The organism is Dyella sp. 01N36 (assembly GCF_056399745.1).
Genome location: NZ_JBFTRY010000001.1, coordinates 78,427 through 91,575, shown reverse-complemented (window position 1 = coordinate 91,575; position 13,149 = coordinate 78,427). Strand labels below are relative to the sequence as shown.

Sequence of the window (13,149 nt, the reverse complement as noted above, 5' to 3'; positions counted from 1 at the left end):
GGGGATGCTCTTCCATCGCTCCTCCCGAGTCGGCCTGTCGCTCTGCCATCTCCTCGGCGTAGCGATGACTGAGTGCCTGTATGTCGCCCCGGGTTTTTCCAGTTCGCCTCTTGCGAGTCAATGGCTGCTCGCCGCCAGTTCGGCGGCGGGCAGCTTGAAGTCATCCGCGCTGGTTTTCCTGCGCAGCTCACTTCAGGCATTCAAGCGCTCAATGGTCCAGGCCAAATCAACTGGCCTGCGAACATCCATGGGCGGCACCCTCGGTCAAACGAAAGCTCGTCAGATCACACGCCTGTTAATTGACGGCGACGACAGAATGGCCAAACCATAGTTCCAGCTGCCCGCTTGGCACCTGGTAGCCTGACTTCGAGCGATCAGCCACGTGCACCGCACCTAAACCCGCGTCTTGCAGAATCGCTGCAGCGGTTTGCGCGGCCGCACTGTCGGACGCCCGAAAGTACAACAAGGTCAACTCGGCGTACCCGATCGGCACCTTCTGTCCCTTCTGCTGCTTGAGTGTGACGTCTTCTATCTGCGGCACGATGATGCCCGCCGCCTGGAGAGCTTCCTTTGCCCTGCTTGCCTGGGCCATCTCTTGCTCGCCATAGACCTGGATGTAAATCCTCGTCGGCAGATTGAGCTGGGGTGGCGCGACATATGTTGACGCCGTCGCCGACGCCGGCCCAGCGGCTGCCACGGGCGCCCCTGACGGCGAATTCACGGTTGGCAGGTCCTGTGACAGTGCCAAGCTGCTCAATGTCTTCTGATCCAGGGGGTTTTTGGGGTCCAGCAACTCCACGCCCAAAACCAGGCTCGCCAGCAATTCGCTCGATATGGTGTTTTCCTCGCGCATCTTATTGAGCACGCGGATGGCCATGTTTCGCTTCACGTGCGAAGGATCGGGATCGGAGAGATAGGGCAAAAGCGAAACAAGGACGGTGGTTCCGCGCTGGGCATTCTCCAGGTCGCGCCGCACGGCCTCTTCCCGCTTTGCCAGATCCTGCTGATGGAGCGCCCAAAGGCCTCCCAACAGAGGAATGATGATGATGCCGATCGCCCACCGATAGTCGTCTCTTGTAAGCGGCATGTCGTTGCACTCCTTGCGCTGGTGCTAAGGCACGCGGTTACGCCCACATGTTGTCAGTCCAGAATTTTTTCAGATCGCTCGCCGTGCCGTTGAATTGATCGCGATCACAACGACCGATGCCTGCCACCTCATGCGGCATCGACCCGATGGCGCCATCGGTGTATTGCCAGACGGCCCATTTCTTCCAGACTTTGGGAATCAACGGGGCGGTTGCGTATTGGGCAATCCACAGCCAGCACTTGGACAGTTCGGTTTGAGTGGCGGAGGTGATGCCCTGCGATGCCAGCGCCTCCTTGATCGTGTGTCCCGAATACAGGCCCGGGTAACGCTTGGTCTTCGTGTAAATGTGGTGCACGAATTGCTCGGCTTCCAGGAGCGACATGTCGTAGCCCTGTGGGTTTGGTTCGAAGTCGAGCACGAGCAACGCACCTTTGCCGACGGTGTCCAGGAAGAACTCGGCCTGCGCGGAGGGATCACCCGACACGCCGAAGTGATAGGCCCCAAAAAGCAGCCCGGCGCCTTCGATCTTCGTTCGGTTTTGCCCCAAGGTGGGATCCTTGTAAGTTGCGCCCTGGGTCGCCTTCTGAAAAACGCCCTGCACTCCATCTTTCTTCACCTTCGCCATGTCGGCGACGGTGTTGTGGTGAGAAATGTCGATGACTGCGTTCAGCATGACCAGTTCCTCCTCGGCAATACCTGGCACTAGGAGCCCACGCCAACCTTGGGATACGGAAAGTCTGGCGGCGGAGCCAGCGCACTGTTGAACCATCGCCGCAATGCCGCGTCGGCAATGGCATAGCCCCAGTTGATAAGGCGCTCTTGAATGTCGGCGGGCTTGCTCGCCAGGTCAGTGGGCACCTGGGCCAATGCACCCGTGCTTTCAAAGGGACACGGCAGCGCCCCTGGTGCATTGTGTGTGCGAATGTCTTGTTGGATATCCCAGAAGGCGCCGTAGCGCTCTCCTTGGGTCAGGGCCAGCATTAGCAGTCGCTTTCGCAGGCTGCCCACCTGGTTGTCCACGACATCAAGGCACCGATTGCCAATGGACACCCAGTTCTTGGCCACGCTTGCCTGCGACGCAAAGGGTTTGCCCGCGTTGCTGACGAACAGCGTCTTATAACGCTTGTAGCAGGTCTCAAGGCCCAGGTTGTCGTACACACCGCCATCCGCCAGAACAGGGCGCGTGGTGAATGGCGGCTCCAAGGGTATGGCCGGACCATCCGTGGCGAAGGGTCCCAGCGGTGTCCTGCTCAAGTCCAGGATCGCTGGCGCCAGCACTGGTGGAAAGGCAGACGACGCCGCCACCGCCTTCGCCAATGACAACCCCGGCGACACCACCTGGCCCACGCGCCAATCTCCAAGGTAGGGTTTGGAGAAGCGCCAAAGCGAGCCGGTTTGGAGATTGGACGCGTTGAAAATGAAGCGCACGCGATCGGGCAGGTCCTGCAGCGTCTTGCCGTTGAACAGGTGCTCGTCGTAGGCATCGGCGATATGGTCGCTGACGCTCCCTGGTAACGCGATGTCTTTCAGGACATGGAACACTCCTTCGGCCGAGGTTCCCGCGAGAGTCGTCGACGCCAAGCCACGAATAGGCTTGACCACAAGCCTGCCATACGCCTCATCGAAAGCGGCCCCGTCCAGGGTTTCCAGTTGTGCGAATGCGAGCGCAAGAACGGCAGAAGTGATAGACCCACCGGATACGCTCGATATGCGCTCCAGCTTCCCGACGGCGTTGGGAGCAGCCTGCTGAGGCGCCTGCCGTGATTGGTCCTTGTCCTTGAAGAACCCAAGCTGCCCCAGGCGCCATAGCACTCCGGTATGAAACAGCATGGCCCGGTAACCGCCGCCGGAGAGCGCCAACGCAATGCCCTCGGCAGGCACGGGCGGCGCCGGTGTCGTGGAATGGACGATCAGATCCCCAATGGTCATGGCGATGCCTCGTTGTCAATCAGCAATGGCACGATCGTTACTTGCTGGACGCGGACTCCCCCACTTGTCCGCCGCGACCTCGTTCATGGCAGTGGCACATGGGCCGCATTGCCGTGGATCACCACGTGATCGCGCAGGCACATCGCTGCGTAGTAGCCGAGCGCCGCACCCGGATGCGATGCCAGCGAGCCGTTGCGAAAGCTGTCGACGGTGCGGTCGAGCGCACTGACGACGGCATCCCTGGCGACCTGCATGCTTTGTGCCTTTCCCAACACCTCCAAACCATCGACAAGCGCGTCACCGATCGGATCGAGCCCCTTGTGCGTGGGCATGACCGGTACTCTGATAGTGAAGCCCAGCCAGGCAATCACACCGGCAGTGACAGCCTGTGGGCCCAGTCGCTGCCCTGTTTCGCAGGCCACTGACACCACGGCTGTTCCCGCCCCTGCGGCAACAGCTGCCACGCCCATCGTCACTCGACCGAGCGTGAGCCAGGCGCGGGTATTGCCATGTCCAAAATAAAGTGTGAGATCGGCCTTCGAAGCCAACAGGAGCTGTATCGTCTGTCGWTTGGCGGGGGATCGATCATCCACCCGGGACGCAACCGCGTGACTTGGCCAGCGCGCCACAAGGTCGTCCGCCCAATCGCAAGCTTGTCGTGCCGCGGCATCGTCCCGCGGCACGACAAGCGCGAGCTGTCCGACCCGCGTGCCAGTCATCGCGCGCGTTCCTCGTTCCTGCCGAGCGAAAAGCGCTCCACCACCATTGGCAAGCCTTCGCGCCGAACACCGTGCTCCAGGATCGTGCGGATGCCGCGCCCCTCACTGGTGCGACGATCAAAGTGCTCGAAGACTTCGCGGGGCGTCATCAGTGAATCTGAGTCGAGAAAGCCCAGAACGGGGACATCAGGAACACGCTCGGACCAGCGATACAGCGCCCGCCGCAGCTCGTGAAACTCCTCCTCGCTCAGCACAGCGGATCGCCTTGTCTACCGTTTGGAAACATCATCGACATCCTCCCAAAAAGCGTCGTGGCCGGCGGCAGTGGGGTCACGATGCTTCCCTGCCAGCGAGAGATCTCCCACTTCCGGCGACTTGAACCAGGAATCCTTGACGCGAATGGCAGTGCAGAAGGCCCCCGACTGCTGAGTGATCATGCATTTGATGATCTGCTGGTTCATGGCCGAAATGCTAACATCGCTGGTGAGGGCCGCCTCCAAAGGCGTCGTTGCCGTGACGGTTGCGCCGACGGAAAGCGCCACTTTGGAGCTGGCACTACTGGATGCGAGTAGCGTCATGCGTTCCACGCTCGCCACGCCGGTCACCAGCGCCCAATCAGCTTTCCACACACCGCGCTTGTACGCCGCGAGGATGGGCTGACGGAAACGATCGACTTGATCGAGAACGCTAAGTTGTCGCCCTATGACGGCGAGCAGCCAGCTATCTGCATTCTGGAAAGAGACATCGAAACCGGCGTTGGCATGCGGAGCGTCGGGGAAAAGGCTCGACGCGACGCCGGCCGCCCTGAAGCGACAGACAGTATCCCTGCCCGACTGCTCTTCAAGATTGATGGCACTCCCATTCGGGCGAGGCTCGCCTGCATCCATGCCCAGCAACGTACGTGCACTGCCCTGGAGTGAGAAGACGCCGTCGCGCCCGACAGCCACGACGTCGCCGAGCTTCAAGGTGAGCCCAAAAGGCAAGATCAGACGCAGATCGGTCGTCTTCTGGATGGACTGGATGAGGTCCCAACTCATGGCATTGCTCCTGATAAATCCACTGCACCGGCCCTGATGTGCTTCAAAGGAAGTAGTCGATGTACCCGTAGCCGCCTTTCGAGGTGGCTTTGAATATCTTGGGTAGCACCTCTGCAATGGCGGCTGCCTGGGGCACGCCCACCTGGTCGCTTCGCGCCAATTGCTGCCTGGATTTCGCGTCAATCGCTGTCAGCAGGGGTACGCGCGGCACGCCGTTGAAAGCGCCATCCGCTGTTGAACACATCGCCACGCAACCATCTCGCATGGCTTGCAGAGCCGCCTTGGGAGTCGCATTGCGACTTCCGTGGTGACCGACCTTGTAGAAGTCGAGCTTGGCCAAAAGCGCTGCGCTGTCCTTGGTCAGGGTGTCGCTCGTCGCGCTGCCATACAAAAAGTTCGCCCAATTCCCCCATTGGGCGTCACCGGCAAAGAGAAGGCTTTTCCCTTTAAAGGTGAAGAGCACCACCAGGCTCTGATTGTTCAGGTATCGGTCGGCCTCGACGGCCGCTGCGACAAGCAGGTCTGGCTGCACCGACTTGATGCGCTCTTGAAGCGTGTTCCTGTCGACGCTGGCAAAGACTTCGCTGTCGTACTGCTCAGGCGGCACGTTGAAGCCCTTCGCAAACGGCGCCACACTGCCTGACGCCGCGTACTCGGCCAGGGCCAGGTACTCCTGACTGCTGTTTGACATGGTCCGAATCAAGGCGGGGTCGGTGGGTGGCCCCAGAATCGAAGCCTTCAGGCCTGTGGCGACCAGGCTCGCGGGGAGCGTGGGTGTCGCGCCGGCRGCGTAGTAGTCCACCGGTGGGCGATTCGTAAAGCCGTGCAACATATCCAGCGCGGACTGGTTCAGGCCGCCTCCCGTGATGTTCATGACCATGTGCTGATAGCTTTGGTCTCCCGCGAGATTGCGATCGGCGAACGCCGCGCCCAGACGCATCGCGGCCATGGCGAGCTTCGCCTGTGACGCCTTCGCCTTTTTATCGCGCGGATCTTCAAACCAGGACATCCACACACGATCTACCGTGAATGTCTCAAAGATTTCTTTGCAGCGTGCGAAACCCGAAATGTGGTCGGCATGGCGATGCGTCACGATGACCAGTGCCAGCCGATGATTGGTTTCCTCGGCCATCTGCTTGACGGACGCCACAATGCTCCCGGTGTCCTTCGCATGTACGCCGCAATCAATCAGGATGTGCTGGTAGCCCTTGGCCGCCGGCACGCTGACCAGGAAGAAGTCGCCAAAGCCCACGCGATACATGCGCACGCGCAAACCGGTCGCAGCCTTATCCCTCGTCGATGGCGCTTTATGGGATGCCGCCTTTACGCGCGGGGACGCGGGGGATCGCGTCGAGGTTTCTCCGGACTTCTTCGTTGCTCCCCTGGCAACCTTTCCTGTCGCTTTGCGCGCCACTGTCTTGGTCACTTTCGCTGCCGCTGTCTTGCTTGTCGAACGATGAACTGCACCGGCCGACGCTCGGCTCGTGCGCACGCGGCGAGAATTCCTGGGTTGGCTGGCCATGGCTATAGCCCTGCGTGGATGAGCCCAAAGTCGATCCGCATCGGGACTGGCTTGGCAGCTTTGGGCGAGCGCTGGTCGTCGTGATCGTGATCGTGATCGTCCAATGCACCGGTAAGCCTTGCGCTGTACATGCGCTGACGGGTGGCCCGATCGGCATCACGATGCTTGGGTATGACGTAATGGATGCGTGGCGGTGGACGCTTTCCCTTAACCAGCGCCTCTTGCCAAATCAGCAAAGTGACTCCGCCACGGAAAGGCGCGCCCTCGGGATTGTCCGTATCCAGTGGACAGGTCTCCACCAGCTCAACCACCATATCCACGATCAGGTCGCCTTGCGGGCCGATGCGAAACATGGGATGGAACGATGGTGCATCGATGGGCCCATGGTCATCGGGAAATCCAAGTTTCTTGGCATGTTCCTTGGCGTACGCTCGAAGCACACTGCCGTTGTCGTTCTTTTCCTGGTCGGTCAGTCCATTGGGGTCGCCGAAGGTCAAGCCCTCGACCGGATCAAGCGCATCCGCATCGACCTGCGGCCACAACAACGCGTTTTCCGAAAAGAAACTCGCATCCTGCGGCACGATGCCGCGCAGTCGAAACGCCTCCATGAAGGCGTTGCGGACGCCATCGGGATCACCGGGATACAGATCCGCATGAGCCGTCAGCAGCGCTCTCAAGAAGTCACCAAACACGATATCCACTGGCGGGCAGTAGTCGAGCGCGCGAGCGCAAATCGTAAAGAACTCTTCTGCCGTGCGGCTCGCCTCTTCCGCCAGGCGCCCCGCGAGAGACTGGGGCAAATCCACGGGATTGGTGCCACCACTTCCTGCACGAAAGATCCGGAACAGGTCGGCCGTTCGACGCGTGTAGATCGAAAAATAGGCATCGAACACCGCAGCGACAAGGATCGAACCACGTTCGTGGGGCTCCGTCTTCGTGGCCAAGTCGTTGGGATCGGGAGGCGTGCCCAGCGCGCTGCGCAAAGCCGACCGCATGCCGGATGCCTCGCCAAATTGCAGCGCCAGACCCAATAGTGGATTGGCTTTGGATAGCTGCGCCTGGATGGTGGCCTTGGTTGGCTCGGGCGTGCTTGTATCTGGACCGGCTTCGGGTCCGTAATTCTTCTCATACAACTTTCCGCCAGTCCGTTGCAGCGAATCGAGCAAGACATCCTTGTGCGAAAAATGACAGAAGAGCGCCGAAATATCAGCGAAGGCCTCGTGGAAGGCCACAACATCTACATTGGTCGGCTCCATGAAGTAATGCCGTATGCCATCCACGATGGCATGCGTCATTTCGTGCGCAATGATGTCGTGGGAAAGGCACGTGAAGACGACTTGACCTGGGAGGTTGGCGCCAGGGTCGGTTTTGCTTGCGCGGAAATATCCAAACACAATGCCCTGGACTGCCCGGCTATAGAACGCATTGGCGCCGACCATCGCGTGTGGAAAGAGAAACAGCTTCGACTGGTTGCGCCCTGACTTCATCTTCGCTGCCCGGGCCCACCGGATGCGGCGTCCCAGCGCGTTTTCAAATCGCTGGAGGATCTCGCTCGCAACGGCGTACACCATCTGCTGATGAAAGCGGGGATCACCTTCGTTGGGCTCGAGGCCGCCGGGCATGACGAGCCGAAGATCGTCAAGATTTACCGGCAAATAATAGGTCTTCTGCGAATAATCGTAGTCGACGACAGCCAGTCGCTCGCCCACCGGACCGGGAGCCAAGGGCTCGTAGGTCACACGCACCGTCATGCGGTTGCCCACGTAGTGTCCCGCACTGGGGTCAAATGCATAGACCTTCAGTGGGCGAAATGCCGGCTTGGGAATCCGCACGACTTCGTAAATGCTGGCGTCTTTTCCAACGACTTGGCTCATGGCTGACTCCGCCGCTGTAACCGGTGATCGATGCAAGAACGCTTGGCGCACTCCCTGCGACCCATCCCCGCCACTCCGGAGCCCATTCGACGATCGCGCCGTGTCCGCGTAACACCGCGATGCGAAGCTAAGGCACAGGCCTCTTTCTTCCGCTGAGCTATGCGGACGCAGACGACTTACGAAACCCCTGGCCTTCTACTGCCAGATGCACCCACCGGGCACGCAAATGGCGCAACATACCTTTGCGACGCTACCACCACGGATACTCAGTTCAATTAGCTAGTGGTTGTAGTCTTGCTACACAGATGCAACGCCTGCCCGATTGCGCAGATTCTCCCGCGCACGACTCATCGAACAGGCGGTGGCCGTCGGCCACATCGATGCAGCCCCTGCGTCAAGGTTCGATCACCTGGTACAGCAGGCCRCTTTTTCTGCTGCGTCTACTCATGGCCAAGCAGCTTGCGCGGCCGCTACGGCGTCTCCAGCTGCGCGCACTCTTCAGCCGACGGCCTCGAAGAGAGTGCTTCGATAGCATGAATGCAACGCTACATCTGATACGTCTTGAGCTTGTACCAAAGCGTGCGTTCGCTGACGCCCAGCAGGCGCGCCGCGGCGGCCTTGTTGTTGTCGCTGCGCGCCAAGGCGGCCCCGATGAGTTGGCGCTCCAGGGACTCGACGCGATCCTTCAAGGCCAGAGAGCCTTCGGGCGGTGGCGCGACGTGCGGCGGCGGCACCGTCGGCTCGCGCGAAAGCTCGGCCGGCAACAACGCGGCGCCAACTTCACCGTCGCGGCAGAGCACGGCGGCGCGCTCCATCAGATTCTCAAGCTCGCGTACATTGCCCGGCCAGTCGTAGGTTTCCAGTCGCTCAAGTGCACGCACTGACAATCGGGGCGTGGCGCGCCCCAGTTCCAGCGAGTATTTGTTGAGGAAGTGATTGGCCAGGATGACCATGTCGCCGTGGCGGTCACGCAGCCTCGGCACGTCGACGCGCACCACGTTGAGCCGGAAATAAAGGTCGCGTCGCAGCATGCCTGCTTCGACCGCCTCTTGCGGCTCGMGATTGGTGGCCGCCACCACGCGCAGGTCCACCGGTATCGCCGCATTGGCGCCGAGCTTCTCGATGTGTCCTTCCTGCAGCACGCGCAGCAGCTTGRCCTGCAGGCTGGTGGGCATCTCGGTGATCTCGTCGAGAAAGATGGTGCCGCCGCTGGCCAGCTCGCATTTGCCCACGCGATCGCGCAAGGCGCCGGTGAATGCGCCTTTGATATGGCCGAACAGTTCGGTCTCGAGCAACTCCGTAGGAATGGCCGCGCAATTGATGGGCACGAAGAGACCTTGCCGGCCCGATGCCCCATGGATGGCGCGTGCCACCAATTCCTTGCCGGTGCCGGTTTCCCCGACGATGAAGGCATTGCTGCGCGTTGGCGCCACTTGGCGGATCAGCTCGTAAAGCGCCTGCATGGCCGGGCTGACGCCGATGAACTCGCCCCAGCCTCGCGATATCTCCTCACGCAAAAAAAGGTTCTCGCGCTGCACGGCCTGCATGGCCAGCGCTCGCGTCACCGCCATCTCGACGGTCTCCATCTCGAACGGCCGGATGATGTAGTCGACGGCGCCAAGTTTCATGGCGGCCACCGCGGTCTCGATGGTGGCGTAGGCGGTCATGACGATGACCGGCACGTCCTGGTTGCGTTCGCGCAAGGCCTCAAGCAAGGCAATGCCATCCATCCGCGGCATGCGCAGATCCGTGAGCACCAGGTCGACCGACTGTTTCTCGATGACGGCAAGCGCTTCCATGCCGTCACCGGCTTCCAGCACGTCATGGCCGAGCGACTTCAGGGACAATTCGAGGATGCGGCGCATCTTCGCCTCGTTGTCCACCACGAGTATCCGCCTGGCGTTCATCGGTTTTGCCCATCCACTGCGAATCGAAGATTGAAGGAGGCGCCACCCCAGGCACTCTCGCCCACGGTGATTTCGCCGCCATGCACATGCACCACCTGCTGCACGATGGTCAGGCCCAGGCCGATGCCGCCATCTCGACGGCTGAAGAAGGGGTCGAAAATCGTCTGCCGCAGCGATTCGGGAACGCCGGGACCGTCGTCCGTCACGCTGATCCACACCGCGGCCGCATCGGAGCGGGTGGCCACCTGCACACGGCCGTGCTCACCCACGAAGGCCAGTGCATTCAACACCAGGTTGAGCAGCACTTGCATGATCTGTTCGCGATCGCAGGGAAACACCAGCACCGGTTCGGCAAAGTGGCTGGACAGGGAAACGCCGGCCTTGTCCGCCCGCGAGGCTAGCAAGCCCAGCACGCTGTCGACGATGGCGTGCAAGTCGTGCGGACGAAAATCGGGCGGCGCCGGGCGCGCGCATTCCAGCAACAACGTGACCAGCCGGTTGAGCCGCTCGGTCTCGCTGAATATGAAGCCGATCAGCTCATGCTCGCGCTCGCCCAAGTGTGGTTGCCGCTGCAGCATTTGCGCGGAACTGCGCAATATGCCCATGGGCGTTCGCACCTCATGCGCCATGATGGCGGCCATCTCACCGACCACGGCGAGTTTGCCTGCACGCACTACCTGCTCGCGTGAACGCGCCAAGGCGTCGATCATCTCCGCATAGGCGCGATGCAGCTCGTGGATCTCGGAGATATGGGTGGCCGGCAGTTGCGGCAACGCAGCGTCGCGCTGACGGAAGCTGCGCGTAAAGTCAGTCAGGGCCACGATGGGGAGCGCAATGCGATTGGCCAGTCGCGACGAAATCCACAATCCCGCAAGCAAGGTCAGCACCAGCACGGCCAGCATTGCCCACAGCAAGCGCCAGATCGGGCCAAAGGAAACCGAGGTCGGCTCCATCATCACGATATGCCAGCCCAGGCCCTGGAATTGCTGATAGCCCGTCGACGTGGCGATACCGACCAATAACGTCCCATAGCCAAGCGCACTGCCGTCGCGGACATAGGACAACGCCCCCTGCGCCGGCAGGCGCCAATCCAGTTGCAGGCGCGAAAGGACGGCGCGTGTCCGCAAGGCAGCGGAGGCAGCGATGACGCGACCGTGATCGTCCACCAGCAGGAGCCCTCGTGACCCGTGACCCACGGCCTCGTCCAGCAGCGCCTGCACGGCTTGCCAGTTCAGCACGACGTAGAGGTAGCCGATACTGCCCTGGCCAAACGTATTGGCAACCGGCGTACGCAAGATGGCGCCCTGGCCATCGGCGCCCCACGTCTGGGCAATGGATGCGCCACCCAGGCGAGCGCCCGAAATGGGGCGCCACACAGCACCGGTCGGCGCCGCCGTGCCAATCAGGGAAGGCTGGCTGGCTGCCACCACGCGTCCGTGTTCGTCGGTGCACAGCAGCGCGGCATACGCGTTACCCTGCCCGGCATGCAGATCCGAAAGGAAGTGTGAGAGGCGTTTGTCGACATCGTTGACGCGGATGTCCTGCATCACCTCCAGCCCGCTCCACACGCGCATGTTTTCGATATGCGAGAACAGCAGCGTGTCGATGCGCTGCATCACGGTGCTGGCGCCAAATCGCAGGTTGCCGGCGATCTCCGACCTGAGCGCACTGCGAAACTGATAGAACGAGAGCGCCCCAACCACCATGACGGTGCCCAGCAGGGTCAGGAACAGCAGGCGGAACAGGGCTGATCGTGTGGTCAAAGTGCTGTCGTCGCGCTGATGATGGGAGTGCGTCGCCGCCCGAGCTGGATGGCACGCCTTTGCGGCGGCCCCTGCACTGTCGCAGAATCCGCCGCAGTGCCGAGCCCCTCCGATGAAATAGTCGCTCGCCAGCCTTTCGTTTCGCTGTGTCTGCCGCCCGAACCAGGCGTGCCGGCTCGATTCCATTCCATGTTGGTGGGTATGACCGATGAACAGGCACCCTCGCCGCTACTCGCTCCCTGGCGCAGTCGCCCTGCTGCTGGGCCTGGCCTACGCCTCGGGCGCGATGGCCGCGGACGATGGCGACGGCAGCTGGCAACCGGCGCCCTATACGCTGGGCCAGGGCCTGTACTTTCCTGGCGTGGGCTTGCGTGTCGGCGGCTATGCCGACCTCAATTTCTTCAGCGTCCAGGGCACCAAGACCAGTTACAACGTGCGCGACCTGAGCCTGTTCATCACCCAGGACATCGGCACGCGCTGGCAGCTTTTCAGCGAAATCGAAGCCACCAACCCGGTCAACAGCACCGGGCGCACCGACGATGACGACGCCGAGCTCGACATCGAGCGACTGTACGCCGACTACCACGCCAACCAGGCCATCACGTTCCGCTTTGGCAAGTTCCTCACGCCCGTGGGCGAGTGGAATCTGGTGCATGCCGACCCGCTGACCTGGACGGTATCGCGTCCCCTGTCGACCTCGGCCGCGTTTGCGCTGCATACCAACGGCGCGATGATGTTCGGCACGCTTCCGGTGAAGGGCAACGACCTCGACTACTGGGTCTTTGCCGATGACAGCAAGAACCTCAACATCGGCCGCGATCAGGACAATGCGTATACCAACTTCGGCACGACCGAGACGCTGCAGAACAATTTTCGCCAGGCCATTGGTGGCCGGGTGCTCTACCACCTGCTGGGCGACTCGCTGAGTATCGGCGCCTCCACGCTGAACTACGAGCTGCAGCAGCCACGCGAAAAATACCGGCTCAACGGCATCGATTTCAGCTGGACGAGCCGCTACGTGAGCCTCACGGGCGAAGGCATTTACCGCAGCAGCACCAGTAACCGCCCCGATGAGCGAGGCGGCTTCGTGCAGGCAGAGGTGCCGCTATGGCGACGGCTGTACCTGATCGGCCGCTACGAGCGCTACCGATCATCGACGCCCGCCCAAACCAGCACCATCCGCACCACGGCCATCAATTTCAAGCCGGTTGAAGGGGTCGTGCTCAAACTCGAATATCGCGACGGCTCTCACAACGAGCTGCTCGCGCCGACCGGTTGGCTGGCGTCCGTCGCGGTGTTGTTCTGAGCGTC

The 13,149-nt window shown here is 61.6% G+C and carries 12 protein-coding genes; 2 read left to right on the top strand and 10 right to left on the bottom strand.

Annotated features, from left to right (window positions below; all coding sequences use genetic code 11):
- Positions 1-4 precede the first annotated feature (4 nt).
- Entirely contained in the window at positions 5-331 is a 327-nt protein-coding gene (locus AC1DMG_RS00410) for a hypothetical protein (RefSeq protein WP_441603829.1), read from the top strand.
- Here AC1DMG_RS00410 and AC1DMG_RS00405 read toward each other — a convergent pair.
- The 10 genes from AC1DMG_RS00405 to AC1DMG_RS00360 form a co-directional block, all read right to left on the bottom strand.
- Positions 296-1,087 carry a hypothetical protein gene (locus AC1DMG_RS00405; protein WP_441603828.1) on the bottom strand — a complete coding sequence of 264 codons (792 nt, stop codon included), beginning with the start codon at positions 1,085-1,087 and terminating at the stop codon, positions 296-298. The genes AC1DMG_RS00410 and AC1DMG_RS00405 overlap by 36 nt on opposite strands.
- A 37-nt stretch (positions 1,088-1,124) precedes the next feature.
- Entirely contained in the window at positions 1,125-1,760 is a 636-nt protein-coding gene (locus AC1DMG_RS00400) for a glycoside hydrolase family 25 protein (RefSeq protein ID WP_441603827.1), read from the bottom strand.
- A gap of 29 nt (positions 1,761-1,789) precedes the next feature.
- Entirely contained in the window at positions 1,790-3,016 is a 1,227-nt protein-coding gene (locus tag AC1DMG_RS00395; protein WP_441603826.1) for a patatin-like phospholipase family protein, read from the bottom strand.
- An 83-nt stretch (positions 3,017-3,099) separates the two neighbouring features.
- Positions 3,100-3,735, bottom strand: coding sequence for a hypothetical protein (locus tag AC1DMG_RS00390; protein WP_477180062.1), 636 nt, complete (start codon positions 3,733-3,735; stop codon positions 3,100-3,102).
- Positions 3,732-3,989, bottom strand: coding sequence for a hypothetical protein (locus AC1DMG_RS00385; protein ID WP_441603824.1), 258 nt, complete (start codon positions 3,987-3,989; stop codon positions 3,732-3,734). Before AC1DMG_RS00385 ends, AC1DMG_RS00390 begins: the two co-directional genes overlap by 4 nt.
- A 15-nt stretch (positions 3,990-4,004) precedes the next feature.
- A complete protein-coding gene (locus AC1DMG_RS00380) occupies positions 4,005-4,772 on the bottom strand; it encodes a hypothetical protein (protein ID WP_441603823.1) in 768 nt (255 codons plus the stop codon).
- Between the two features lie 43 nt (positions 4,773-4,815).
- Entirely contained in the window at positions 4,816-6,039 is a 1,224-nt protein-coding gene (locus AC1DMG_RS00375) for a ComEC/Rec2 family competence protein (RefSeq protein WP_441603822.1), read from the bottom strand.
- Positions 6,040-6,296: 257 nt separating this feature from the next.
- Entirely contained in the window at positions 6,297-8,168 is a 1,872-nt protein-coding gene (locus AC1DMG_RS00370; RefSeq protein WP_441603821.1) for a gluzincin family metallopeptidase, read from the bottom strand.
- A 545-nt stretch (positions 8,169-8,713) separates the two neighbouring features.
- On the bottom strand, positions 8,714-10,075 hold the full coding sequence (locus tag AC1DMG_RS00365; protein WP_477180061.1) for a sigma-54-dependent transcriptional regulator: 1,362 nt from the start codon (positions 10,073-10,075) through the stop codon (positions 8,714-8,716).
- Positions 10,072-11,838 carry an ATP-binding protein gene (locus AC1DMG_RS00360; protein WP_477180060.1) on the bottom strand — a complete coding sequence of 589 codons (1,767 nt, stop codon included), beginning with the start codon at positions 11,836-11,838 and terminating at the stop codon, positions 10,072-10,074. The genes AC1DMG_RS00365 and AC1DMG_RS00360 overlap by 4 nt, the downstream gene beginning before the upstream one ends.
- Before the next feature lie 208 nt (positions 11,839-12,046).
- Here AC1DMG_RS00360 and AC1DMG_RS00355 point away from each other — a divergent pair, with 208 nt between their 5' ends.
- Positions 12,047-13,144, top strand: a complete 1,098-nt coding sequence (locus AC1DMG_RS00355; protein WP_477180059.1) for a porin — start codon at positions 12,047-12,049, stop codon at positions 13,142-13,144.
- Positions 13,145-13,149 lie beyond the last annotated feature (5 nt).

What these genes read in the sequence shown, in the direction of transcription:
- AC1DMG_RS00410 (WP_441603829.1), top strand. Translation starts at nt 5, where the DNA reads ATGCTCTTCCATCGCTCCTCCCGAGTCGGCCTGTCGCTCTGCCATCTC.
- AC1DMG_RS00405 (WP_441603828.1), bottom strand. Translation starts at nt 1,087, where the DNA reads ATGCCGCTTACAAGAGACGACTATCGGTGGGCGATCGGCATCATCATC.
- AC1DMG_RS00400 (WP_441603827.1), bottom strand. Translation starts at nt 1,760, where the DNA reads ATGCTGAACGCAGTCATCGACATTTCTCACCACAACACCGTCGCCGAC.
- AC1DMG_RS00395 (WP_441603826.1), bottom strand. Translation starts at nt 3,016, where the DNA reads ATGACCATTGGGGATCTGATCGTCCATTCCACGACACCGGCGCCGCCC.
- AC1DMG_RS00380 (WP_441603823.1), bottom strand. Translation starts at nt 4,772, where the DNA reads ATGAGTTGGGACCTCATCCAGTCCATCCAGAAGACGACCGATCTGCGT.
- AC1DMG_RS00370 (WP_441603821.1), bottom strand. Translation starts at nt 8,168, where the DNA reads ATGAGCCAAGTCGTTGGAAAAGACGCCAGCATTTACGAAGTCGTGCGG.
- AC1DMG_RS00355 (WP_477180059.1), top strand. Translation starts at nt 12,047, where the DNA reads ATGAACAGGCACCCTCGCCGCTACTCGCTCCCTGGCGCAGTCGCCCTG.